The following is a 23,999-nucleotide window of genomic DNA, read 5'->3' as shown; positions in this document are numbered from 1 at the left end:
CGCGCACTTACCGAATGGTCAGTCTGGTCCAGTGCGCCGGCATTAATGATTAAACGAATGCACCTAGGTCGACCTATGGACAACTACCGGCGAGGCGGGATAGGCAACGCCACGAATACTGGAAGCTCAATTGATATCACATGTTTCGTGATCAGAGGGAAGTTCGGGTATTCTCGTCACCCTGAGCGCGCGCTCGACGGTCGGGTAGTGCTTGTAAAATCGTAATTGACCAGCAGATGATTTGCCTAGCGGGTCCTCACGCCTACAGTTTACCGATTTTAACGGGATCAAATGAATAAGCTCCATCCTGAACTCGTTCGGCAAGATCGAAGAGACATCCCGGACGATAGAAGTGAAATCCGCCTCTTCGCGGTGCTGCGCGATGAAATGTTACGCCTGCCCTACTTTCTAAACTATTACCGCCAACTCGGCGTATCCCGTTTCTTTGTAATCGACAATGAATCCAACGATGGGTCGGGGCAGTTTTTGCTCGATCAATCAGATTGTCACGTGTTTTTCACGGAAGGATCGTACGGAAAGAGTCGCGCCGGTGTCAATTGGCTGAACTCGCTGCTGGATGCTTATGGCACATCACACTGGATTCTTCTCGCTGATGCCGACGAATTGTTTGTCTTTCCCGGTTGTGAAAATGTAGAACTGCCGAAATTTTGCAAGTGGCTGGAACAGCTCGGTTATGAGGCGGTGTACGCTCTTCTGCTCGACATGTACAGCTCGCTTCCTATCCGAGAGGTCAACTATCGGCAAGGCGAAGATTTTAGAGCGACATGTCCTTACCATGACAGCAGCTATGTTGTCGTGCGGCGATACGGCCTCCCGTCTGCTTTCCCGCCCTTCGAGCACATTGGTGGGCCGCGTCTGCGGCTTTGTTTTGAAGATCAGAATACGCCTGCGATCTGGCCTCGTCTGAAGCCAAAATTGGCAAGGCGAGCCTTAGCGATCGCGCACAAGGCTGGATTTTTCCGTCAAAAACGAGCTCAGGTCGTCGCAACGCAGGCATATAAGGTTCCGCTGGTCAAATGGCGAAGCGGAAACGCGTTCGTCAACAGCCATCGGCTCAATGCGGTTAGACTGTCGCCGGTCACGGGCGCTCTGCTGCATTTCAAATATTTCCAGGATTTCGGCAAACGCATCGAGGACGCCGTCGCACACGGAGAACACTACGGCGGCTCAATAGAATACCGCCGGTACGGTGAACTCCTTGCAGCAAATCCTAATTTATCGCTCCTAGGCACGGAAAGTGTCCGTTACACCTCAAGTCGCGAGTTGGTCGACAGTGGCTTGATCCGCACAGACAGTCGTTGGATATCGATCGTTTGAGGTTGTTAGCATTCGTGGTTAGCCGAGCGTCCGATAGTGGTCGAAACTCCTTACAAGAGCCGCTTCAGCCCACGCGCGAGAGGTGGTTGCGCAGGAGCAGATGGCTGCTGCAGCTTTTCCTGATGCTCTTTGAGTTAGCGGCGCCGAATCGGGGTGTGATGGCCAACGGCCTCCCCTCGGGGTTGGGTGTTCACGTGCAGGCATGGCAGATTGACACTGCTGACCTGGAACGTATCCGAAACATTGGCTTCAGCTTTGTACGATGGGGTATGTCGTGGGAAGCAATCGAGAAAAATCCAGGAGAATTCGACTGGGCAACGACAGACGCGTTTTTCGAGAAGGTCAGACATTCGGGTCTTTCCTCCATTGTGATTCTGGCGACTGGAAACCATCTTTATAGCCGCTGGCTAGAACTGCCAGCAGATCCGGGCGTGCGAGAGCGGAAAGTTGCGGCACCACCAGAGAGTGAGGCTGCGATGGCGGCCTTCAGTCGCTTCGCTGCCGCAGCCGCGAAGCGGTACGCTGACGAGTCAGTTACCTGGGAGGTCTGGAATGAGCCGGACTTGCCCATATTCTGGCCGCCCAAACCAAAGCCAGATGCCTACGCGCAACTCGCCGCGATGACTTGCAGCGCAATCAAGATGGTTGCTCCAAAGGCAATGGTGCTTGCGCCGGCAACTGCCAGCCTGCCGATCCGGGCGCCCGCACTCTATGGGGCTCTGGCGAAGACCGAGGCAGCAGGATGTCTCGATGGCTTGAGTATGCATAGTTATCGCATAAGCGGCGGGCGACGGCCGGATCCGGAGAGCGTGGAAGCTGAGAACCTGGCCAGTCGCGCACTACTTGAGCGCCTGTCCGGTCGATGGCGTGACGTGCCCATGCTGTGCACTGAATGGGGATATCCCTCTTCGGCCGTTGGCCGTGCAACCCAGCGAGCATATTTGGCTCGCGCCTATCTTGCGAACGTCGCCAGTGGCGTTCAGGCAACCGTATGGTACGAATGGAAGGACTCAAGGGACGAGCCTGCCAATCCCGAGTCTCATTTTGGACTTCAGACGGCGCAGGGTATTTTCAAGGTTGAGCCGGATGACGGATTAGTTCGGCGATTAACGAATATGAGGTTCGTTCGCCGACTGGAAGCCGTGGACCCTCAGGTGCAGCTCCTTTTGTTCGAGGAAGGGAAAACAAGTCAGATCGTTGCCTGGCTAAGGTCCGACTCTGCTCGAACCGCCGTTGCCTACATAGCCGGAAAGGCGGTCGTCCTAAGCAACTACCCTATGATTGTCCCTAGCGACCGGGCTGAAGATGACGGACATGGCCATGCGCGTTAAACTGACTGACTCGATATTCGCGTTGGCCGTGATCGCGATTCCCTTCGACGCGATCGCAGGACTTAAATCCTTCGGAGAACTCGGCAACGAGAGTTCTTTCTATTTCTTTGCGTTGGCCATGGGGCTATATGGGATCAACGCTGCCGGCGCTAGCGTAGCTGGTGAGCTTGTCGAGCGGCCAGGCGGGACCCTTGTCTGGCGAACCGGTGCCGCCATCGTAATCGTTATAGCGATTTCGGCCCTCTGGAATGCGACTGAAATCAGCGCGGCGAGGTTTCATGGTCGCGATGGGCTTGCGAAATTGGTCACCTCCGCGACCGTGGTAATCTACGGCTTAGCGCTCGCATTGTTGACTCGTGCAGTGGTTTTGGGGCGATGGTATGCGCGCCTGATACTGCCCGTTTGTATCAGCGCGGCACTGTGCGTCGGCTTCGGCTTGCTCGAGGCTCTCGATCGAGCTGGGATGAGTCTTCCACTCTATCAGACTGTGAACTCCTTGCTGCACGCGGGCTCGGATCATACTGTTCAATCGTGGGACGGCACCTTGAATTTGAGGCTTATCGAGGGATGGGATAAACGCCTTCGTACCGTTTCGTTCGAGCCTCCATCGTTCGGGAACTTTGCCGGACTTGCATGGCCTTGGCTCTTCGCTGCCATATTCATAACTCGGGGCATTAGGAAGGCCCTCCATATTTTCTTGCTCTTGGCTTTCACGGCCGTGATTGTTGGTTCTCAGGCCCGGACGGGATGGTTGCTCTTGGCAACCAACGTTGTCGCTTTCGGTCTGCTGAAATTTCTGTTCCTGCCCCCGGATGGACGCGTACCGAAGTCGGCGACCTTCATTGGGGCACTACTGCTATTTGTAGTGGTTGCAGTGATCATATTTTCCGCGGCGAGCTTCGACGAGGTCATTCGCGAGGCCGTTGTGGGGACTTCTGTTTCCGATCTGTCGCGTTTGGCCTATCAAGTTACATCGATTAGAATGTTTTCTGAGTACCCAATATTGGGGGTTGGGTTGGGTCAGTTCGCCTTCAAGGCTATCTCATATATGCCGGACTGGGGGTTCTTAAGTTCGGAGGTCAAGGCGTCCCTTCGATTTACCGACGCACCCTGGCCTAACACGTACTCGCTTTACGCCAGGCTTGCCGCTGAACTCGGCTTGATCGGCCTTTTCGGATGGATCTCAATCTGGATCGCGCTTATCGTTTCGGTGCGCAGGGCTGGGTTGATCTACGCGAATTTGGGTCGGAATGTGCCGGTGGTTGCATACCCGATTATCATGAACTGTGCCGATGTTATCGTAACCGGGCTGACCACGGATACCTTTCGAATCCCGATGATCTGGATCACCCTGGGGGCAGGCGCAGCCTTTAGTGCACGGGTGGGACAACTTGCTGGCGGCGCCCTCCAACCATTTACACGTCCAATTCCGAGCCAGACCTATCTCATGTCCTCGCGCAGCTGATCGGGAAAATGGGATGGCACTAGCCTATCACAGTAACCGATTCCGTAGAGGATCTGAGATACATTGGCCGACGCATGGTCTGAACCTGATGCGGATAAGCTGGCTCAGGGCGGTAATCGGATTATGGCCTTGTATTCGGTTGCAGCTCCCGTGAATGAGCGCGCGGAAGTTTGGAGCAGATTGCGATCGAATCCATTGTTTGGCGCCGCGGCTGGGTTGGCAGCGCGCGTCATTCAAATCGGATCCACGCTGGCTCTCGTGCCGATCCTGCTGAGTCATCTGGGCTCCGAGCAATTCGCCGTATGGCTCGCCGCGAGTTCCTTGATGGGCGCTTTTTCCTTCATCGATTTGGGAATTGGATCGGGTCTAGTCAATCACATCGCAGTCTCGAAGGGAGCCTACAATACCGCGCGAACATACCTTTCAAATGCGCTTGTGGCTCTTACGTTGTTCTCAGTCGTCAGTACGACGGTGGTATGTCTGACGTTCTTTTCGAATCGGACGGGTAGTAGCTTCGTTCATTTTCAAGGTACTGGAGCTTGGGAAGCATTCTTTGTGACGTGTCTGACACTTTGTATCGTGTCGCCGCTGAGCCTCGTTTGGAAAATCAGACTTGGCCTAGGTGAAACCGCAATTCAAAGCACTTGGGACGCATTTGCCTCCCTTGCCACGTTTTGCGCGATCGTTGTCAGCCTCCAGTTCAATGCAGGTATCGTCGCCGTAGTGGCTTCTTTCTGCGTGGTGCCTCTAGCCGTTCATTGCCTCAATGGCACTCTATTGCTTCGGCGTCGCCCCGACCTGAAGCCGAGTCTTTCGCTGACCAGTGCGGGGAAGCTGGCAACAGTGCTGAAATCCGGCGCTCCGTTCCTGCTCGTAAACGCGATCAACGCCATCAGCTTTTCCTTCGATTCTGTCTTGGCACTACATCTCTTGGATGCCGAACAGGCGGCGCAATTCGGGGTTGCGCAGAAAATGGCGATCGCGGTCCAGACGTTGCTTTCGATTGGCCTGACTCCGTTTTGGCCTCAGTTCCGAGCTGCAACCGCGGAGCAAAATGCGCGCGGCGCGTGTGGGCTTTTGGTCTCCGCTTTTTCATTGGCCTTGCTTATAGCGGGTTCTGTCTCAACGGTGACTCTCCTGTTTGGAGATGATGTCACGCGTTTTTGGACGCGTGGCAGGATATCGCTTCCAAATGACCTGATCATTGGTGTTGCGATCTGGATTCCGGTTTTCGCCGTTAACGCGGTACTCACGTCACTCATGAGCGTGCCATCGCTGCTGCCTATGCACCTGAAACTGGCGAGTTTGTCTGGAATATGCTGTTTTGTAGCTAAGGTCGCTTTGGCAAAAACGTTGGGGGGAGTTGGGCTGTTCTGGGGAAATAGCTTCGGCCTGTGTGCCTTCTTTATAGTTCCTGCTTCTTTTGTTATCGCGCGCGACCTTCTCAGGATGCAACGGCGTAAAGGCGGTTAAAGTGTCAAAATCAGACAATCTTAACTTGAAGGTCGCGCACTTCACGGAAGCGCCGTTGGGAGGGGTTCTTGCGCATTTGCAGGAATTGATTGCGGAGCAAATCAAAGATTCTGCAATCTCTCAAGTTGTGGTCTTCGGTCCCGATATAAATGACGAGGCTCTATCAAAGCTGGCTCATCCAAAGCTTGTCATCAAGTCGTATCCATACGTTGGGCGATCGATACGGTCCCTGATCAGAGTCCCCTTTGCCGCCGGGGCGCTGATCCAACGCTTTAAGCCCGATGTCGTTCATGTCCACTCTACGTTTGCTGGACTTCTTGTGCGTCCAGTTGCTTTCCTGCCGAAGCGACGTCCAATCATTGTGTATTGTCCTCATGGTTGGGCGTTCCTGCGGGACACAAAGGCGAACCGGCTATATGCGTGGCTTGAGGCGGCATTGTCGCGCTTGTGCGACGGTGTCGTATGCGTATCTTCTTCCGAGCGCGAAGCGGCTGCTTCAGCCGGCATTCCTGTTTCAAAATGTGTTGTGATTCTAAATGGCATCGCGGACGAGGCGATGCCGTCAGCGAACTCGGCGTCAGGCCTTGAGAGGCCGGTCAAAATTCTTTTCGTGGGTCGTTTCGATCGACAAAAGGGATTTGACGTGTTTCTCGACGTCATGTCCGAGCTTGGCGACTTGGCTCAGGGCTTTGCGATCGGTGACTTTGTTACCGATGCCACTACCGCTCTAGAAATTCCCGAGAATGTCGAACTCCTCGGTTGGAGAACTCGGTCACAGGTCGAGGAGAGTTTGGCAACGGCTGACCTGCTCCTGATGCCTTCTCGCTGGGAGGGATTGCCCATGATCGCGATCGAAGCGATGCGAGCGGGCCTTCCGATATTCTCCTCCTCAGTAGGAGGGCTTCCGGAGCTTGTTGAGGATGGAGCGACCGGACGGCTCCTGAAGAGCTTGCGACCGCTGGATATTGCGAATGCGATACGTGCCACTAGCACTGAGGAATTGCGAAGCTTCGCTCAAAACGCTCATCATCGGTTTAGGATGCACTACACGGCCAGATCAATGGCTAGCCGGACAAAGCAACTCTATTTGGATCTCCTGGGAACTCGTGATTTTTACTCGCAAGAAGCCGTCACTACATCTCGAAGTAAGGAAGGCTCGGGAAGCATCCTGCATCGCTCCCTCGATGGGACGGACCGCAACCCGTAGAAAGCTCAAGCTCGCGCGCGCCCAGCTCCGCGCTACTCGTCCGACGCAGACCGAACCTCAAACTGGATTAAGCCCAGAGCAAGGTTAACGAAAAATCCGGGTCCTTACGAGCGCGCAATGCCTTCTGATTTCATTAAGGAGCGAGCCGGCGCGCGCGAGCAGAGCAAATCGAGAAGCCGCGGGCGAATGACTGCGAAACGTCCATTAAGCACATCAGTTAAAGAGCGCTCGGTTTCCTTAAGCTGAAATGCGCATCGGCCATCTACGGTGGGCGCGTCCAGTTTGAGGAGCGCCAGAGATGTCCAGTTCAGCTTCCACTGCGGATTATGCAGTCAATTCCGCAACGAGCGTGACAAGCTTTATCGATTCGATCGGCATCGCCACTCACCTTGCGTCGTACGATCCGACTCACATCCTGAGCGAGTTATCCTATCTTGGCATTTCGAATGTCCGTGACGGCATCCCGCCCGCCACCGCGCTTTCGACGTATATCGCGCTGGCCGAGACCGGAGTCCGTTTTGTTCTTCTCGAGTCAAATTCCTTCTACGCGGATCAGGCGAGCCAGGTGAATGCGGCAGCCGACCTTGTACGCGCAGATGCTCTCGAAATGGCCGTGCCCGGCAGCATCATTGCGCTGGAAGGATCGAATGAATACACGACCAACACTTACTATCTCAACGGAATTTCCTCTCACGGGAATCTGAGCTGGGGCGCGGCCGACGACGCAGCGTTGCAGGCGGCGATGCGAGCAGATCCGCTGATGGCCGGCGTCAGCCTGATCGCCGCCTCCGAGTGCAGCACACTCGCGATCCCTTCCTTTGGGACATTTGCAGACGCCTCCAACGTCCATGTCTATGGAGGCATCGGCCAGCAGTTGCAGGACGGTATCAATGCCTGGGTCGCAGCCGCTCAGGCGTCCAATCCCGGCAAACCCGTCTACATCACTGAAACCGGCGTCTCCAGTTCGGGCTTCAACACATCGACCTGGGGCGGAGGCGTGGCTGATGCCTACACCCAGGGCATCATCGACACCAACGCGCTGCTGGACGGTTACAAGGCGGGAGCCGCCATCACCTTCCTGTATGAGCTAATGGATGAGCCTAGCGCGTCGAGTGACCAAGAGCAGCACTTCGGCCTCTTCAACGCTGACGGGACTCCGAAACCGGCCGCCGTAGACATTAGCAACCTGACGCATATTCTCGAAGACAAAGGTCCGCCGCTCACATCGCCCGGAACTCTCGCCTATAACATCACCGGTTTGCCGAGCACTGCGTCGTCGATGCTGCTGGAAAAGTCGAGCGGTGCTTTCGACATCGTTCTCTGGAATGGCAATGCTACACTTTACAACGGCACCAGCGTCGTGACGCCGCCAACATCGGAAGTAACGATCAGCTTGCCTAGCGCGGTCTCAAGTATCAAGATTTTCGACCCCATTAAAGGGACTACCGCCATTCAGACCGTTTCCAACGTGAGCAGCATAACCGTTGGCTTATCGGCCGATCCGATCATCATCGAGATCGAGCAATCTACCACGGTAGCGCCCGCTCCGCCGGCTGCGCCCGAGGCCCTGAGTGATGCCAGCATCGTTGACGGATACGTCAATGCGGTGCACAACACGGCGCAACAGGCTATTAGCGGGATCGCCGAAGCTGGCGCCGTGGTGACAGTTTACGACAATTCGCTCGCCTTGGGTTCTATCGCTGCGGATGCCAATGGTGCCTGGAGCTTTGTCTTGGGCGCATTGCCGGACGGTTCTCACCAAATGACGGCCGTCGCCTCGAATGGATCTGGCCAAATGAGCGAGGCCAGCGCCGCTCTCAACTTCATAGTTGACACCATTGCACCGGTCCCGGGTATCGTCAACGTTGTGCCGACCGGGTCGAACTCGGTCACGATCAACGGCACCAGCACAACCGACTCGACCATTTCGCTGTACGACAACGGGAAGCTGATAGGGACGACCGTCTCCTCGAACGGCTCATGGAGCTTGACAAGCCAGCTGGCCAAGTCGGCTGTACACAGCTTGACAGAGACCGCGACAGACGCAGCCGGAAACACAGGGATCGCTCTTGGCGTTACTCTTTACTCTAATCAGGCCAACCAGACTCTAACTGGCGGAGCGGGCGCCGACGTGCTAATCGGCCGTGGCGGCGACAAACTGACCGGCGGCGCCGGGGCAGACACTTTCGTCTTCAACCCGGGTTTTGGTAAGCAGGTTATCAACGACTTCACCCCAAGCACCGCCACAATGCAGGGTGACCACATCGACATCAGCCGCGCGATGGTTCCGGATTTCGCCCACTTGTTGGCCGACGCCCAACAGGTGGGAAGCAGCGTGGTCATTACCATCGACAAGTCGGACGTCCTGACCTTGAATCATGTCGCGCTGTCGAACCTTCATGCGTCCGACTTCAGCTTCATCTGACGCTTTCGGTGATCGGCGGTGCGCCAACGGCTAGATCCGGTGGGGCGAACGGAGGCCAAGCCAAGGCAATCTACTCTTCAGAGCTAACGTTTTTGGCTGAGGGACTGCTAAGCTCGTTCAAAGGCGTTTGTTGCTGGGATAAAGGGGCGATCGCCTGATCGGTGCAAGAACCGCAAGTAGAAGCGAAGCAATCGGGCCCGGAAAGCTGCGGGCTATCGATCCTTCGATCCACTCAGATACAACTGTGTTATTCTTGCTTGTGAGGGCCAAGGGCAACTGGTCGAGTCGAAGGCGAGGAGCGATTTCCGAAAACTCACGATGAAACTGGCTGGGTGCGTGGGGGAATGAGCCCATCGCCTCAGCTTCTTTCCGAGTCGGGTGGCTAATGAAGGCACGAAGAACGAGAAAGGAGGCTTCTGTCAGGTCTGAGCCCAATCCCAAGATGTTCTGACCCGCTATGCCCAAATGAGCCAATACTTCGTCTGTGAATGCCTTAATGATATCGTGCTGTAGTCCAACTCCCCAGACGCTCGCCGGATCATTCTCCGCGTACGGAGCACGGACTGGCCGGGCGGTGCCATTTGCTTCTCTCTCATGGGAAATGGTCGTCCCGTGCTGCGCGGCGCAGATCGCTTCGAACAGTGAGGCGCGTATAAAGGGAGCCAGCGATGCTGCGCGCCCCTCTTTGACGTAGGACTCAAGAGTGCCCACGCCGGCGGGGCGGCTGAGCAGCCGGTAATAAAACCCGTGAACGCGGTTGACGAAAGTTGGATCGTGCGACTGTACTGCAGCGTATAGAGACCGCTGTAGACCGCCTTTCCAGCCCAAATCGACGATGCCGATCTTTTCCTCGGTGAAGAATCCTTCTTGCCTTAGATAATCGACGAGCACCGCTCGTTGACGTGTTGCGTTCCTGATCACATGTTCCAGATGGCGGGATCTCAATGTGGATGCAAGATCGGAGATTTGTTGAGCCGTTAGCTTGGCCAACGGGGAGTTGAAACCAGCATCGGCCAGCAGCTTCAGAACAGTAGGATCACCGCTCAGACCAAGCCTCGATAAAATTTCGCCGACGGTTTGATCGGTGTGAAACCCCAGTGACTTGATGTCGTCCTCGGAAAGGTCCTGGATTCCGGGAAGGTGCAAGCTTTGACGAGAAACAAACAAATATCTTGCGTCTAGGTCCAATCCAGAGTGTCTTATGATCTTACGAGCCATCTTCAGTAAGATCTGGCCGTCACGCGCAAGAAAATACAGTTTTTTGACGCCGCTCGCTTGTGCACGCGCTATTATCCAAACCACGTATGCGAGAAGCATCACGGCGCTAACACCCGCGGATACTTCGGCAATAGTACGTTGTTGCGAAGTGACAGGGGCGCTCCTTAATCTGGCTGCGCGCGCACTCTCGGCCAAGGCAGATCGCACGATCTTCGGTTTGATAGAATCTGCCTGGGCAAGCAGACTTTCGAAACGAGTGAGATGCTCGTCGTGGCAACAAACAGATGAGCAGTCCCACCCGCCGGCCTGGACAACGTCCGCAAAAAAACTGTCGTCGATTTGCAAATGCTTACTCGAGTTTTTCGTTCTACAGCAGCCGGAGGAGGCCATCGCTGCGGCTCGCCTCAAACAAGTTGGACCGTGATGAATTCGCTCGTCTGAAAAAAGCTCGTTACTTATGCTTCGTTACTCATGCGAGAAGAGAGGATGCAGTAACCTTCGGTCGATATCAGAGGCGCAACTCACCGTATAATCGGGTTTCGCAGGCTAAGTGTCTTTGCTCTTTGTGTTGCGATGTTCCAAGCATGTGAAGTAGCAGGATGAATGTTTTTGTCCTCGTGAAGCATGGCCTTTCGGCCTATGGATAAGTGAATTCCGGTTCGACCGACCGCATTCATCCATGAATAGCTTGCTCCCGCGCCGCCTTCAAAGTGCCGCTGCGCGTAACGACGAGAGTGCGTCAGCAAGGCTCAAACACCTGCCTCTGTCAAATTACTAGTCGCAAACGTAAACACCGAACGTGCTAAACACAAAAGATGCGCCCCCATCAACCGACCTCTCGATGATCAAAATCTTGACCGGCCTGTTCACCTGTCCGAACAATTCACACAGACCCATGTCGCGGCACTAGGTGAAGCATCCAGACGAATCGTTTCGCCAACGCAACAGGGCTGATTGGAGTTGCCCGAGTGGCGCTTGACCCTTGGATTGCAGCCAACCAGGAACGACATTGGTAGACTTGACGAGCTTCATCACGCGATCAGGATGAATGCCAACGCCGACCGCCGAGAACGGCTTGAGAATCGCCGCTGCAGCTTTCACCGCAGCTTCGGGAAGCAGAAGCTCTCGCGCATTCGGAAAGTGAGTAGTCCGGAATGCCGTAACGATGTCCTCAATCGTATAGCGATCTGGGTAACACGCATTGAACAAGACGAAACGCTCCGGGCACGAACGAGCAAATTCGATCGCATTGATCAGGTCTTCGACATAGAAACAGCCCTTGATCGTGTCGCGTCGCCCTGGATAAACAAAAAAACCCTTTTGCAGCAGAGTAGCGAGTCGAGTAAAATTCCCGTTTTCTCCTACTCCGAAAACGACTGCTGGTCGAGTAATGACTAACTTTCGATCATCGCGTTCTGTCATCCATCCTTGAAACACCTGTTCCGCTAGGAGTTTTGACCTGCCGTAACTGGAGCTCGGTGCAGGGGGGGTGTCTTCCAGCTTGGTATCTTCACCAGGGCCGTACACGGAGATCGAACTTGTGAAGACGATCTGCGGCACGTGATTGCGTCTGGCCAGTGCAGCGATCTCTACAGCTCCGCCGACGTTGGTCTCATAATATTCGTGGTCGGGGTGCCCAGGCGTGCGGTGTATTGCGGCCAGGTTGTAGATGGTTGTTATCTCGCCGGACGCGCCAAAGTTGCTGAGGTCGCGTACATCGCCGATCTTGTACTCGACGCCAGAGACAGGCATCGCAGGCGCTCGCAAGTCGACGCTCACAATTTTGGCTGTAGAGGTCTGTCGTAATCGACGCAGCAGATGGGTTCCGACGAAACCGGAGCCGCCAAAGATCAAAATGCTTTTTTCCATTACTCCCTCAGCCTCGAAATCTCTTGCCTTCAATATGCATTCGGATCGCGCAAACTTGTGGCTACAGTCAGAAGCAGAATCTTAAGATCAAGTCTGACGGTCCAGTTATTGATATACCAGATGTCGAGCTCGACTCTCTTCTGCATAAGCTCGATCGCGCGGATTTCTCCGCGGTAACCATTAACTTGCGCCCAACCGGTGATGCCGGGCTTGACGTGGTGGCGGAAGGCGTAGTTGCCGATGATCTGCTCATATTCGGTGTTGTGGGCGGCGGCGTGCGGGCGGGGACCGACCAGCGACATGTCGCCCTTGAGCACGTTGAAGAGCTGCGGCAGCTCATCGATCGAGGTCTTGCGTAGCCATTTGCCAATCAGCGTGACACGAGGGTCGTTCTTCTGCGCCTGCGTGATCGTTGGGCCGTCCTCGAGCACGCGCATGGTGCGGAATTTGAATATCCTGAACGCGCGCCCACCGAAGCCGTGGCGGGATTGGCGGAAGAACACGGGGCCCTTCGAGGTCAGCTTGATCAAGATCGCGGTCACCAGCATCACCGGCGCGAACACCAGCAACCCAAGGCTCGCGCCGATGACGTCGAGCGTGCGCTTGAGCGCGCGCTCGCTAGGGGCCAGCGGGGCGCGACGCAGTTCAGCGGTGAAGGTGTTGCCGGTGCCGAAAAGCGGGTAGCGCAAAAAGCGCGCCGTGGTCGCGTCCGGCACCAGATGCACCGGGAGCGGCAGGATCTTCAGCGCGTCCAGAATGCTGTCGATCGCATGCTGCCGGCTCCAGTTCATCAGCAGGAAGATGTGCTCGATCCGGTTCTCACGCGCATAGACGATGAGCTCTTCGAAGCGCGGTACGAGCGAGGAGAGCAATAGCGGCGACGCCAGCTGCCTTGCAGGAATTTCCATGATTCGCATCAAGCGATAGCCGTGCTGGCCGAGGTCGTCGATCGCGTTGGACGAGGTGGCAAGGCCGAACTCGGCGATCATAATCGCCCTCCCGTTGGCGAAGGCGCCGGTGCGCAAGGAATTCGCAGTCCACCGCGCCGCCACGGTCTTCCAGGCGACCAGGGTGGCAAGGCCGACCAGGTAGAACGAGATCGTGCTTCCTCGGGAGAACTCTTCGCTGACCTTCATTGTGAAGGCGATCGCTAGCAGCGCACCGAACAGAGCGGTCCACGTCGCGGTTGTCATTCGCAATGTGCGTGGCAGGTCCGTGATGGTTCGGAGTCGATAGCCCTGCTGCACTACGTTCAGAAGAACAAAATTGACTGCAACCAAGACACTAGCCGCCGCATACACGTCTGCTTTGCCGACGAAACCCGCGGTCGACAAGAGATAGCCGACCGCGCAGCCAATCCCACTGACCACGATTAACGCTGCATCAACTACGGCCATTGAGTATTCAACAACCTCAGGGCGTAGCCAGCTTGGCGAAAAGCTTGTAGATGGTGAAGCAGTTTGCTCGGCCACGGGAATTTCCGTCGCAGAATCAGGAACGGGCAGTGGTCGAGTAGTAATAATTGTCATGCTGCGAAATCCATTGACGCGGAATTTATTACCCGAATAAGCCGTGCTATCGGTCAAAAGCGCTGTTAAAACCAGGTAAAGGAAAAATTAACCTTACCCCCAAGGCGGATTGTAGCTCATCTCGCCTCAAGTGATATGTCAAATTTACAGACCGTTAGGAGTTCTTGTTGCCAACCCAGGACCGGAAGCGGACCCGACGGAAAGGGAGGCGGTACCTTGCTATTGGTCTTGGGGCCATCGCTTTGGTGGGTATCCTGCTTCTCCTTCTTCGTCCTGAAGCGACCCCCATACGAACGCCGACAGCTTCTAAAGCTGTGCCAGTCAAGCTCCTCCTTGACGGGCGATATAGTGCTCGATTTGCCGGCGAACTCGCTGCATCGAGGGGGGGCTATTTTTCCTCCCGCGTTGAGGTCTTGGCTCAGCCCGAAGACCCTGACTTCGTCCAAACCATTGCACGCCAAAGTGCCATTGGCGTGACGAGCAGCCAAAACTTCCTGCTGGCAAGCTGGCGCGGCGTGCCCGTAACTGCCTTCGCTGCAAGCTTGCTTGATACCTCGGCCGCGATCTTCACGCTCGAAAGCTCAGGCTTGCGGCGGCCGGGGGATCTGATCGGAAAAAGAATTGGATACCGTAGAGCGAGCGAGGGGGGCGTCGTTTTCGACGCCATGATGGCGCAGCTCGGGCTTTCCCGAAGCCATATAACCGAGGTCCGAGACCGCGATAGCTTCGAAGCACTGCGGGCGGGGGAGGTGGACGCGATAGTTGCTGCTATTGACGAGCAGCCCGATCCCTCGACCTCTGTGAAGCTGAACATCATCAAACCGCAGGACTACGGCATCCATGTCCCCGGCCAAGTCTATTTTGCGAGCAATGATCTCATCCTCGACCAGCCGTCCGTGATTGCCGATGTCCTCCAAGGCCTCATTCGAGGTTGGCAATTCGTTTATGCTGACTATGCAAAGAGCGTGCCCGTTCTCGCTGGCACCGGCCCGGCCGGCCTGAACCCCGAGCGGCTGAGATACGACCTACAGCTGCAGCGCGAGCTGGTGTTGCCGACGGGCGGCCGCATTGGCGATTACGACGAAAGTCGCTGGCGGACGCTGCGGGATATCCTCATTTTTGCGAAGCTCGGCGAGGAAGATGTGCCTATGGCTCAGACGGTCAACTACCGGTTCTTGCGGGATGCGTACCGCCGTTCACCTGACCTAGCCGCCCCCGGCGTCTTGGGCGTTGAGAAATAGGACCGAGAAGCCACACTCCTGCGCCATATTGACTAAGAATGGGCTCCCCCCCCCCGGCATCGGTTGCTTTTCGCCCCGTGGCCTTGGTACATCTGGTTCACTCTTTGGGCCAGTCGCGGGGTGGCTCCGTGACGTTGGCGCTGTAGGATTTGACGACGGCTGAAATCCGCCGAGGCGAGGAGCTTTGGGATGCTTAAGACATCGATGCGAGCTGGACTATTGGCCGCGACCGTTTCTCTATGCGCAATCAGCGGAGCCAGCGCTGCGATGCAAATGCCAGTGCCGGCCGCCCTGCTGACGGGCGAGAGCCTAGCGACGCCTGCTACGTTCTGGGCGCAACCATACCCGTATCGCTACGTGCCCTCGCGCCGTTGCCCGTTGGTGCGGGTCGAGACGCCCTATGGCTGGTACATGGACCGGGTCTGCGCGTCAGTCGGTCCGGTGTTGCGTCGGGCGTATTAGCAACCCGGCCTCCTTACGCGCACACGCTCTTACTTTACCGCCCGCATGATTTGGCCTAGAGAAGTTCCTTTCTCTAGTCGTCAAGCGCAAAGGCTAGTGCGAGAGAGAATTTGTTGAGGGTTGCAGATCTCTGCAGCCTTGGCAGACCAAGGAAGATGTGCGACTGCACAATATCGAAGCGTTCTTCTCCCAATGCCAGAGCACCGCGGCTTGAGGGTGAACTGCTAAGGCTCGATAAGCGAAGCAACGCTTTCGAAGAAAACATCGATTGGTGATTGCGTGCGTGTGCGCGATTCGGCACATTCTGATGACCTCGGACAGCCTATGAGCAAGCCGGTCGCTCTTATCACCGGTGTGACTGGCCAAGATGGTGCCTATCTGGCCGAATATTTGCTGTCGCTCGGCTATGTCGTGCACGGCATCAAGCGACGCTCGTCCTCGTTCAACACGGCCCGCGTTGACCATCTGTACCAGGACCCGCACGTCGGCGAGGTTCCGTTCCTGATGCACTATGGTGATATGACGGACTCGACCAACCTGATCCGTCTGGTACAGAACATCAGGCCGACCGAGATCTACAATCTCGCCGCGCAGAGCCATGTTGCGGTCAGCTTCGAGAGTCCTGAATATACCGCGAACGCGGATGCGATTGGCGTGCTGCGGCTTCTGGAGGCGATCCGTATCCTCGGCATGGAGAAGGAGACGCGGTTCTACCAGGCCTCCACTTCCGAACTCTATGGCTTGGTGCAGGAAATCCCGCAAAAGGAAACTACGCCGTTCTATCCGCGCTCGCCCTACGGCGTAGCCAAGCTCTACGGCTACTGGATCACGGTGAACTACCGCGAAGCCTACGGCATGTTCGCGTCCAACGGCATCCTGTTCAACCACGAGAGCCCGATCCGCGGCGAGACGTTCGTGACCCGCAAGATCACCCGCGGCGTCGCCCGCATCGAGGTCGGTCTCGAGGATACGCTCTATCTCGGTAACCTCTCGGCCAAGCGCGACTGGGGGCACGCGCGCGACTATGTCGAGGGCATGCATATGATCCTTCAAGCCGACAAGCCTGACGATTTCGTGCTCGCCACCGGCGAGACGCGCTCGGTGCGGGAGATGGTCGAACTGGCGTTCGCGCAGGTCGGCCGCCGCATCCAATGGCGGGGCGAGGGAGTCGAGGAGACAGGCGTCGATGCGGCGAGCGGCAAGACCGTCGTCAGGATCGATTCGACCTACTTTCGACCGACCGAGGTCGATCTTCTCATCGGCGACGCCAGTAAGGCGCGTCAGGTGCTCGGCTGGAAGCCGAAGCGGAGCTTCGCTCAACTCGTCGAGGAGATGGTGGCGAGCGACCTTGCCGAGGCGAAACGGGACGCAGCCCCATGGCAAGCGCGCCATTTGAGCTGAAGGGCAGAAGCGTTTACGTCGCCGGCCATCGCGGCATGGTCGGCAGCGCGCTCGTGCGCCGGCTTCAACGGGAGGACGTGAGGCTCGTCACGCTGGACCGGCGCGAGGTCGATCTCCGCAACCAGGCGGCCGTGTTCGGCTGGTTCGCGCAGATGCGGCCGCAGGTGATCTTTATGGCGGCAGCAAAAGTCGGCGGCATCGTCGCCAACAGCACGCTGCGCGCCGAGTTCATCTACGACAATATCGCGATCACGGCGAACGTGATCCAGGCCGCGCACATCAATGGTGCCGAGAAGCTGATGTTCCTCGGCTCGTCCTGCATCTATCCAAAACTGGCGCAGCAGCCCTTGCGCGAGGACTCGATGCTCACCGGTCCGCTGGAGCCGACCAACGAGCCCTATGCGATCGCCAAGATCGCCGGCATCAAGATGGCGGAGGCCTATCGCAGCCAGTATGGATGCGACTTCATCAGCGTGATGCCGACCAATCTCTACGGCCCGGGCGACAATTATCACCCCGAATTGAGCCACGTCGTCGCCGCGCTCATTCGTCGCTTCCACGAGGCGAAACTATCAGGTGCGAAGAACGTCGTGGTCTGGGGCACGGGCACGCCGCGGCGCGAGTTCCTCTATGTCGACGACATGGCGGATGCCTGCGTGCACCTGATGAAGACCTATTCCGGCGCCGAGCTGGTCAACATCGGTACCGGAAAGGACATTGCCATTGCTGAGTTCGCCCAACTCGTCGCAGACATCGTAGGTTACAACGGTGAGATCGCGTTTGACACCTCGAGGCCAGACGGCACGCCGCGCAAGCTACTCGATGTCAGCCGTCTCGAAGAGCTCGGTTGGCGCGCGAAGACCTCCCTCGCGGACGGTCTGAAGCAGGCGTACGCGGCATATCTGTCGCTTGGATGATAGCGCGGTTACTCCTGCTTAAAGCAAGCTGTCCTATTGCACCTTGAAGGCGTGTCACGTCGAAGGCGATCGAGCCTTCGATAGTCGTATTTTCTCGACGGCGTTTGCCGCGTCGGCGCGAGCACGGGCGCCGGCCGCGCTCCCTGCTTCTCTCCCTTCGCGTGAAGATCATAAAGTTGAGTAGCTTCCCAGCTCATCGTCGCCAATTAGTCATAAGCAAAGTTTTCTCTGAATGCGTCTAAAGCGCAAAATGAAAAACACGTGAGATTTAATCGTCCCATGTGCGGTCGCCGCACTCGCATTCAAATGAGCGCAGGGTCTTTTCCCGATCTGGGAAATGCACGACCTTTAGCAGGCGGAGCGTTCTTCCGCAGAATCTACACGTTCTATTTGGCCGGCTTTCGATTTCGCCAACCTTTTCGGCTCTAAACAGCTCCATCCCCTCCCCCAACCCGGCTCTCCTGAGCAAGAATTAGGCAAATACCCTAGATTGTCATCAAGAATCAACTTAGCCCCACTTGCGCAAACTGCGCTGGGCCGAACCGACTCCGATAAGATTGTCGCATCACCCGACAAGGCGGCAACTTCGGAATACGGTTTCTCGAGCACCAGTTAGAATGAGGAGTCTACGTAATGCTTCCTGAAAGCTCGATTATTGCCCTTGTTCGTACATGTTGACGACGCGGCAGCGTAGGCTGGCGCCGTCGCCAAAGAGGTAGGTGGCCACCTTCCAACTTTCGACGCGTTATCAGTCATTATGGCCAGGATTACGTATCATGTTGCCACAGCGCCGATCCAGATCGAGCGATCCGCCTTAAGAGACACCTTGAGAAATTCTTGACCGGAAAATGGGAGGATTTGCCCCCCGTTCAGTCGCTTGACCACGGGCCGTGTCACAGCTGGGCGCGGGCGTCATCCCATCAAGGATGCTCAATTGACCCCCAAACGGCTCCGACATCCGTACCAGCCGGTGCTCGGCATGGCTTCGTTCGTCACTTCAGTACTTAGGCTTGGGCTAAGGCGTCGGCCTGGTGCGCGGCCTCTCAGAGCACCGTCACCATGAGGCAAATTCGTTCAAATATTACTTCGCAAGTGCTTGATCCTCTGCATCACGAGCCTTCAAGCGGTTTCCGTTATAGGTGAGGCGTGTCGCCGATTACACCGAGATTACGCCTGATTGCCGATTTCGAGAACAGCGTCGATGGCGGCCGAAAGCGACCCACAAGCTAACTGTTCACTTTCCGCACGTTCCTCTCAGGGTACCGAACTGGTGACGTCGTGACGTACTACACAGCCTTTGCAAATTGCCAGCTTCGAGTTCAGTCGCCGATCATTGGCTGCGTCAATCTCATCACGCACCGCCCACCATGCTTCAGAGTAAGGTCGCAACGTTGCTAGCACCTTCTCACGTTGGTAGGTTGGGTCTTCAGGGTGCTTGTCTTCGACATGCGTCGGCGCTCGCCTCTGTGTGGTGGGCAGGTTGGGGTCGCGGCCAAGTCCATCCCAGGCAACGGTATGTGTGAGTTGAGTGGGCGCGCTCGCACAGGATGCAGTGACCAACGACAGCGCGATCACTGAAAGGGTGGGATTAAAATGCATGTTCTCGTCTCAATAAGCGGTGACGAGATACATGTTCCGCTTCCGGGAACCTACATCCAGCACGGTTAGCAGATAGTTAATGTCCACTCCCTCAGGGCGGCGGTCCACTCTCGTCAAGGCACCCGGTGTCTCTCTCATAGGTGAGGACGCAGCCCATTTGCTCGGCAGCAGACGGGCCCAGGCGCCCGAAGTAGTACGTGTGGACTGAAGTGCAGGCTCACATTCGGCGCGGCGCTCCGCTTTCGCGACTTGGCCTAGAAGTCTTCAAGTAAACGAGGGCCGTTGGTCTTGGCGCACGTGCGTGGCGCATTTATCGGTGAGTGCGCCGGTTTCGCTGGCTCCGACACCAGTTGCAATTCGGCGAGGACGGTGACTGTGGACGTTACTCATGAAACCCTCCGGCTCGCTTCGCCGTATTATCCTGGCCCGACTGAGGCGAAGCGGTTAGCTGCACCGTTCAAAAGTGATCACGAGCGAGCGAGACCAACGAGAATGCATGCCTACCAGTTGAAAAACGGGGCTGCATGAGGCAATTGCAGCGGTGCAAGCAGCGAAAGAGGTGTCATCGCTGTCGACGAGCAGCGTGGCGCTGTACTGGCAGGGCGAGCCGGGCGACCGACCTGAGCCGGAGGAAGTGCGGGAAGCCGCGCATCGGCTGGAAATGCTGGCAGATGCCCCGGAAACTGCGCAAGCAACAGCCTCATTGATCAGGCGGAGCCGAAGATTGCGGGTGCGATGCTACTGCTGTTGCTTCGCACCTCGCTTCGGACCTCAGCGGTCGCGATGAAGCTATCATTGAGCACATGGCCACATTGAGGGCTCGGCGATCGGATCTTTCACCGCGGCCGGCGTATCGGTCCACTTCCGAGGTGTTGGTTTCTGATCTCGCGGAGGAGCAACATCCGTTTGGTTTGTGCGGCGTTGAGCAAGCCGTCGAACAGGACCAGGACCTCGCGCGCCTGGACGTAGACTTCCGTTGTGACGGCGTCTTGATCGAAGCCATAGGCGGCAAGCCGCGCCTCGATCTCGGTCGCAGCAATCGGGTCAATGCGCCAGCTCAGGGCATTTTGCTGCGTGTAGTATTCCGCCCGGGGTTCGAAGTCGGGATCGATCCCGACCATGTCGATGTGCCGCAGCGCCGCTGCGATCGCCTTTTGGCGATAGGTCTCGAGCAATTTGTGCCGCAGCATGCGGTAGCGCTGGATCTCCCAGGACAGCTCGGCCACATCGATGGCGAGCAGCCACTCGATGGCGGAGCGGGGCGCAAGGTCGGCAAAGACGGCCTGGCGCAGCGCGTGGTAATGGTCGAGATGTTCGCCGGGCAGCAGCAGGGGCGGCGGCGCCAAGGCCGCAAACTCGGCCGGGAGTGCCGTGGCGGTCAGTTCGCATGCGGTTTGGAACGGGCCGTTCATCGGGATGCGGCCTCCGCGCCCAGGTTGGCGAGGACGGCGGCGGCGCCGGCCGCGCTGTCGGCCCCACCGTGCGCCGGGCTCGCCGCCCACAGCTCCTGCGCGAGCGGCAGTGGGGCGATCTGCAGGTTGGCCCACCACGCCCGCTCGTTGCCATGCCGATGCAGCTCCTCGTGATGGACGCGGCACAGCGGCACCGTGAACTCATCGCTGACCTTGCGCCCGAGCGCCCGCGGCTGGGCGAATGTCAGATGATGGGCATCGCATGGCGTTTGCCGGCACACCAGGCAGGGTTGCTCCCGGACAAACAGCAGGTGTGCCTTGCTGCGCTTGCGCGGCGGCTCCTTGGGATGAGCGAGCCCAGCCTCGGCGCGCGCGGGCTGCAGCGCGGCCTCGGTGTCCGCAGCAGACGCCGCCGGCAGGGGTGGGGCGCCATCCAGGACGGCGGGTTGCTCGGCCTGAGTCCGGGCCGCGTCCTCAAGCTTGGCCTGATAGGCTGCCTCGACGCGCCGGGCATCCGGCTCCTGCAGGCTGTTCTTGAGCGGCAGGCTCGCCCTGGCCCAGCCGAGCAGATCGGTGCTGGCGGGCAGCGCCTCGAGCTGGCGCAACAGCTGCTCCCGGAGTGCGGCGGACTCGCCCGGCCGCAGCACCGGCGCACGGTTGAGCGCGCCCTTGCCGGGCGCGGCCCTGAGGTTGGGAGGTGCCGGGGGACCCGCGGCCGTATCCGGGGCGTCCAGATCATCCTCGCCGGCAATCCCAACCAGCGCGAACAGGGCGTAGCGTCGGGCGTAGGTCAACGCCGCCCCCATGCGCTGCGGCGCCTCGATGTCCCGGGCGGCGCAGACCGGCCAGTCCGAGGAGATCCACTCGCCGGAGGAATGGGCGAGCAGGGTGGTGAGGTGGATGTGGCCGCTGGTTTCTTCGACCCGGGTGGTCTGGATGGTGGCGATCTCCTGCTGGCTCAAGGTCTTGCGCACGATGTCGAGGCCGCTCGCCAGCGAGGCGTAGCGAAAGGTGCGGTCGTCATCGCGCAGGAACGGCGAGCGGATTTGAGCGGTCAGGGTCTTTTCCGGGTTGGTCAGCTCGGCTTGGGCGCGGGCCAGCGCCGCCGCGATCGCGCCGATATGCTCACTGGCCTGGTGCATGGACGGCCTCCATCTCAACCGGATCAAAACTGATCGCGCCGGCTTTGGAGCGCTTGGCGCGAACGCCATGGCCAAACGCCTCCTTGGCATCCTCCGGCAGCAGCTTCTTGAGCTCGGCCTTGGCCAGCTCGTGCTCGGCATGGGCCTCGCGGGTGCGCAGGTAGATCGCCGCACATTCGGCCCAGACATTGGACGCGCTCATGTCGACGACCTTGACGGCGGGGAGCCGCGGCCGTGGGGTCTCGATGCCAAACAGCCGCGGCGGCTCGCCGCTCTGCACGCAGCGCCAAAACTTCTTCTCCGCAGTCAGCAACAGGTGCTGGTAGAGCGGGTCGGCATGCACGGTGATTTCGATCCATTTGCCGCCGCCGGTGATGATCGAGAGCACGGCCGCGCGCGCCGCGACCACCCACATGTTGTGCTGCAGCTGCGCCATGTGCTTCTCGGCCGCGGCCTCTTCGGTAAAGCCCCAGGGCAGCATGAACTTGGCCTCGAATACCGCGCCGGTCTGCTCGACGATGCCGTCCAGCGTGGCCGCCATCCAGCCGTGGACGGAATGCCGCACCCGCTTCTGGATGTCGGTGATCGCGTGCCCAGTGGCGGCCTGGTACCAGGCGCGGTTGAGCGCTTCGGTGGCGAGGCCGAGCTGAACCACCAGGTTGCGGGTCAAATCTTGCGGCGCGATCTCGCCGCGCTTTTCCCGCCACAGGCGAAGGAGCGCGTCCTGGTCGTGGCCCATGATGATGCGCGCGTCCGAGCCGCCAATGAAGGCGCGGCGGTCGTGGCGGTTCAACGTGATGACGGAGCGGGGCGCCTCGGCGCCGTCGGTTGCAATCGTGGTCACCGGTCTCTCCTTGGCTGACGCGGCTTGCCGCCGCACCACCAAAACCCCCGCCACTGCGAGGGAGAGACCGGGGCCAAGGGCCGAAAGGCCGGTCCGATGATTAACGCTCCTTTTGCGCGGGAATGCCAGTCCTTTCTGCAGCGAATTTGCTGTTCTTTTGGCCGGAAAAACCTTGATGTGTCAGGAGGTTGGAGCGAGCTTTCGAGGGCCGTAAACCGCCCCGACCAAGGCGCTCGGAGATGACGTCAGTTCGACAAATCGAAGCCAATCGCAGCAACGCCAAGCGCAGCACGGGGCCAAAAACGGCGGGTGGCAAGACGAGGTCCAGCCGCAATGCGCTGCGTCATGGGCTGGCGCGCAGCGCCATCAGCGATCCTGCCGAGGCGGCGAATCTTGCCGTCGCGATTGCTGTGGGGTTCGGGCATCAGGCCGCGCCCGACGCGGTGATGGCGCTGGCGCGGTCCAAGCTCGCGCGGCTGCAAATCCGCAGCTTGCGGCAGGCGATGTTGGCCGCGCTTCTGACCGGCCCACTGCCGGCAGATCTGAAAGGGCTTCAAGGGCTGGAGCGCTACGATCGGGCTGCTTTGGTGCAGCAGAAGCGGACGCTTCGCGTGCTGGGTTCGGCACGCGAGTAAGGCAAGGTCAGTGGCTTCGTTCTGGAAATTGGCCGCACCGCCCGATGGCTGCGGCTCCTCGACCGTGCACCGAAGGTGATGGGCTCAGCGCCTGGGCTACTTCGGTGCCGAGCCCCGGGTCGACAGAAAGTCCCGAAACAGCTTTACGGGATCAACGCCCAGTGCACGGGCGATGGCGACAAATTCCACGACGTCGATCCGCCGTTCACCGCCCTCGTATTTCGCGATGAAGGATTGCGGCCGGCCGAGCTTCTTGGCCAAAGCATGCTGCGAATGCCGGCTTTCCGTCGCGCTGCGACAAGAAGGTCGATCAGGCGGATGGATGCCACCGAGCAGTTCGACCGGTTCTTCTTCATTTGTCATTCGCCGAAGGGGGCGCTGAGCGCCCCCGACGATCTCTGCGACCTTCACGTCGGAACCGGCCGCGAGCTCGGTTCGACTATCACGCGGCTCGGGCTGCACGATTGGGTGATGGAGAGGCTCACTTAGCG

The 23,999-nt window shown here is 58.3% G+C and carries 18 protein-coding genes; 11 read left to right on the top strand and 7 right to left on the bottom strand.

The window, feature by feature from the left end; all coding sequences use genetic code 11:
* Positions 1 to 291 precede the first annotated feature (291 nt).
* From ACNJYD_RS32700 to ACNJYD_RS32675, 6 genes are all read left to right on the top strand, one after another.
* Complete coding sequence (locus ACNJYD_RS32700; RefSeq protein WP_439364450.1) at positions 292 to 1,338, top strand: glycosyltransferase family 2 protein; 1,047 nt, start codon at positions 292 to 294, stop codon at positions 1,336 to 1,338.
* Between the two features lie 86 nt (positions 1,339 to 1,424).
* Positions 1,425 to 2,669 (top strand): cellulase family glycosylhydrolase, encoded by a 1,245-nt coding sequence (locus ACNJYD_RS32695; protein ID WP_439364449.1) that lies wholly within the window; start codon positions 1,425 to 1,427, stop codon positions 2,667 to 2,669.
* A complete protein-coding gene (locus tag ACNJYD_RS32690) occupies positions 2,653 to 4,134 on the top strand; it encodes an O-antigen ligase family protein (RefSeq protein ID WP_439364448.1) in 1,482 nt (493 codons plus the stop codon). The genes ACNJYD_RS32695 and ACNJYD_RS32690 overlap by 17 nt, the downstream gene beginning before the upstream one ends.
* A gap of 63 nt (positions 4,135 to 4,197) precedes the next feature.
* Entirely contained in the window at positions 4,198 to 5,607 is a 1,410-nt protein-coding gene (locus ACNJYD_RS32685; protein WP_439364447.1) for a lipopolysaccharide biosynthesis protein, read from the top strand.
* A gap of 1 nt (position 5,608) precedes the next feature.
* On the top strand, positions 5,609 to 6,814 hold the full coding sequence (locus ACNJYD_RS32680; protein ID WP_439364446.1) for a glycosyltransferase: 1,206 nt from the start codon (positions 5,609 to 5,611) through the stop codon (positions 6,812 to 6,814).
* A gap of 298 nt (positions 6,815 to 7,112) precedes the next feature.
* Positions 7,113 to 9,239: an Ig-like domain-containing protein gene (locus tag ACNJYD_RS32675; RefSeq protein WP_439364445.1), complete on the top strand. Its 2,127-nt coding sequence runs from the start codon at positions 7,113 to 7,115 to the stop codon at positions 9,237 to 9,239.
* A gap of 117 nt (positions 9,240 to 9,356) precedes the next feature.
* Here ACNJYD_RS32675 and ACNJYD_RS32670 read toward each other — a convergent pair whose 3' ends face one another.
* The 3 genes from ACNJYD_RS32670 to ACNJYD_RS32660 form a co-directional block, all read right to left on the bottom strand.
* Positions 9,357 to 10,802, bottom strand: a complete 1,446-nt coding sequence (locus tag ACNJYD_RS32670; protein ID WP_439364444.1) for a hypothetical protein — start codon at positions 10,800 to 10,802, stop codon at positions 9,357 to 9,359.
* Between the two features lie 561 nt (positions 10,803 to 11,363).
* Positions 11,364 to 12,326 (bottom strand): NAD-dependent epimerase/dehydratase family protein, encoded by a 963-nt coding sequence (locus ACNJYD_RS32665; protein WP_439364443.1) that lies wholly within the window; start codon positions 12,324 to 12,326, stop codon positions 11,364 to 11,366.
* Between the two features lie 29 nt (positions 12,327 to 12,355).
* Positions 12,356 to 13,723, bottom strand: coding sequence for an undecaprenyl-phosphate glucose phosphotransferase (locus ACNJYD_RS32660; RefSeq protein ID WP_439364442.1), 1,368 nt, complete (start codon positions 13,721 to 13,723; stop codon positions 12,356 to 12,358).
* 545 nt (positions 13,724 to 14,268) lie between these two features.
* Between ACNJYD_RS32660 and ACNJYD_RS32655 the strand changes: the two genes are divergently transcribed.
* From ACNJYD_RS32655 to fcl, 3 genes are all read left to right on the top strand, one after another.
* Positions 14,269 to 15,096 (top strand): ABC transporter substrate-binding protein, encoded by an 828-nt coding sequence (locus ACNJYD_RS32655; protein WP_439364441.1) that lies wholly within the window; start codon positions 14,269 to 14,271, stop codon positions 15,094 to 15,096.
* Positions 15,097 to 15,882: 786 nt separating this feature from the next.
* Positions 15,883 to 16,959, top strand: a complete 1,077-nt coding sequence (gene gmd / locus ACNJYD_RS32650) for a GDP-mannose 4,6-dehydratase (RefSeq protein WP_439364440.1) — start codon at positions 15,883 to 15,885, stop codon at positions 16,957 to 16,959.
* Positions 16,935 to 17,876, top strand: a complete 942-nt coding sequence (gene fcl / locus ACNJYD_RS32645) for a GDP-L-fucose synthase (protein ID WP_439364439.1) — start codon at positions 16,935 to 16,937, stop codon at positions 17,874 to 17,876. The genes gmd and fcl overlap by 25 nt, the downstream gene beginning before the upstream one ends.
* A 2,435-nt stretch (positions 17,877 to 20,311) precedes the next feature.
* Here fcl and ACNJYD_RS32640 read toward each other — a convergent pair.
* The 3 genes from ACNJYD_RS32640 to ACNJYD_RS32630 are packed head-to-tail and all read right to left on the bottom strand — an operon-like array spanning position 20,312 to position 22,864.
* On the bottom strand, positions 20,312 to 20,887 hold the full coding sequence (locus ACNJYD_RS32640) for a hypothetical protein (protein WP_439364438.1): 576 nt from the start codon (positions 20,885 to 20,887) through the stop codon (positions 20,312 to 20,314).
* Entirely contained in the window at positions 20,884 to 22,029 is a 1,146-nt protein-coding gene (locus ACNJYD_RS32635; RefSeq protein WP_439364437.1) for an ERF family protein, read from the bottom strand. The genes ACNJYD_RS32640 and ACNJYD_RS32635 overlap by 4 nt, the downstream gene beginning before the upstream one ends.
* Positions 22,013 to 22,864: a YqaJ viral recombinase family protein gene (locus tag ACNJYD_RS32630; RefSeq protein WP_439367541.1), complete on the bottom strand. Its 852-nt coding sequence runs from the start codon at positions 22,862 to 22,864 to the stop codon at positions 22,013 to 22,015. Before ACNJYD_RS32630 ends, ACNJYD_RS32635 begins: the two co-directional genes overlap by 17 nt.
* 248 nt (positions 22,865 to 23,112) lie before the next feature.
* Between ACNJYD_RS32630 and ACNJYD_RS32625 the strand changes: the two genes are divergently transcribed.
* Positions 23,113 to 23,508, top strand: a complete 396-nt coding sequence (locus ACNJYD_RS32625; protein ID WP_439364436.1) for a hypothetical protein — start codon at positions 23,113 to 23,115, stop codon at positions 23,506 to 23,508.
* Between the two features lie 96 nt (positions 23,509 to 23,604).
* Here ACNJYD_RS32625 and ACNJYD_RS32620 read toward each other — a convergent pair whose 3' ends face one another.
* Positions 23,605 to 23,769: a helix-turn-helix domain-containing protein gene (locus ACNJYD_RS32620; protein ID WP_439364435.1), complete on the bottom strand. Its 165-nt coding sequence runs from the start codon at positions 23,767 to 23,769 to the stop codon at positions 23,605 to 23,607.
* 57 nt (positions 23,770 to 23,826) lie between these two features.
* Between ACNJYD_RS32620 and ACNJYD_RS32615 the strand changes: the two genes are divergently transcribed.
* Positions 23,827 to 23,997, top strand: a complete 171-nt coding sequence (locus ACNJYD_RS32615; RefSeq protein WP_439364434.1) for a hypothetical protein — start codon at positions 23,827 to 23,829, stop codon at positions 23,995 to 23,997.
* Positions 23,998 to 23,999: the final 2 nt, after the last annotated feature.

The organism is Bradyrhizobium sp. SPXBL-02 (assembly GCF_051853065.1).
Classification (GTDB): domain Bacteria; phylum Pseudomonadota; class Alphaproteobacteria; order Rhizobiales; family Xanthobacteraceae; genus Bradyrhizobium.
Note: the sequence above shows the minus strand (reverse complement) of the source record. Positions and strands in the feature narration are given on the sequence as shown.

Coding starts and splice junctions, on each gene's coding strand:
- ACNJYD_RS32700 (WP_439364450.1), top strand. CDS start 292: ATGAATAAGCTCCATCCTGAACTCGTTCGGCAAGATCGAAGAGACATC.
- ACNJYD_RS32690 (WP_439364448.1), top strand. CDS start 2,653: ATGGCCATGCGCGTTAAACTGACTGACTCGATATTCGCGTTGGCCGTG.
- ACNJYD_RS32675 (WP_439364445.1), top strand. CDS start 7,113: ATGTCCAGTTCAGCTTCCACTGCGGATTATGCAGTCAATTCCGCAACG.
- ACNJYD_RS32665 (WP_439364443.1), bottom strand. CDS start 12,326: ATGGAAAAAAGCATTTTGATCTTTGGCGGCTCCGGTTTCGTCGGAACC.
- ACNJYD_RS32660 (WP_439364442.1), bottom strand. CDS start 13,723: ATGGCCGTAGTTGATGCAGCGTTAATCGTGGTCAGTGGGATTGGCTGC.
- gmd (WP_439364440.1), top strand. CDS start 15,883: ATGAGCAAGCCGGTCGCTCTTATCACCGGTGTGACTGGCCAAGATGGT.
- fcl (WP_439364439.1), top strand. CDS start 16,935: ATGGCAAGCGCGCCATTTGAGCTGAAGGGCAGAAGCGTTTACGTCGCC.
- ACNJYD_RS32640 (WP_439364438.1), bottom strand. CDS start 20,887: ATGAACGGCCCGTTCCAAACCGCATGCGAACTGACCGCCACGGCACTC.
- ACNJYD_RS32635 (WP_439364437.1), bottom strand. CDS start 22,029: ATGCACCAGGCCAGTGAGCATATCGGCGCGATCGCGGCGGCGCTGGCC.
- ACNJYD_RS32625 (WP_439364436.1), top strand. CDS start 23,113: ATGACGTCAGTTCGACAAATCGAAGCCAATCGCAGCAACGCCAAGCGC.
- ACNJYD_RS32615 (WP_439364434.1), top strand. CDS start 23,827: ATGGATGCCACCGAGCAGTTCGACCGGTTCTTCTTCATTTGTCATTCG.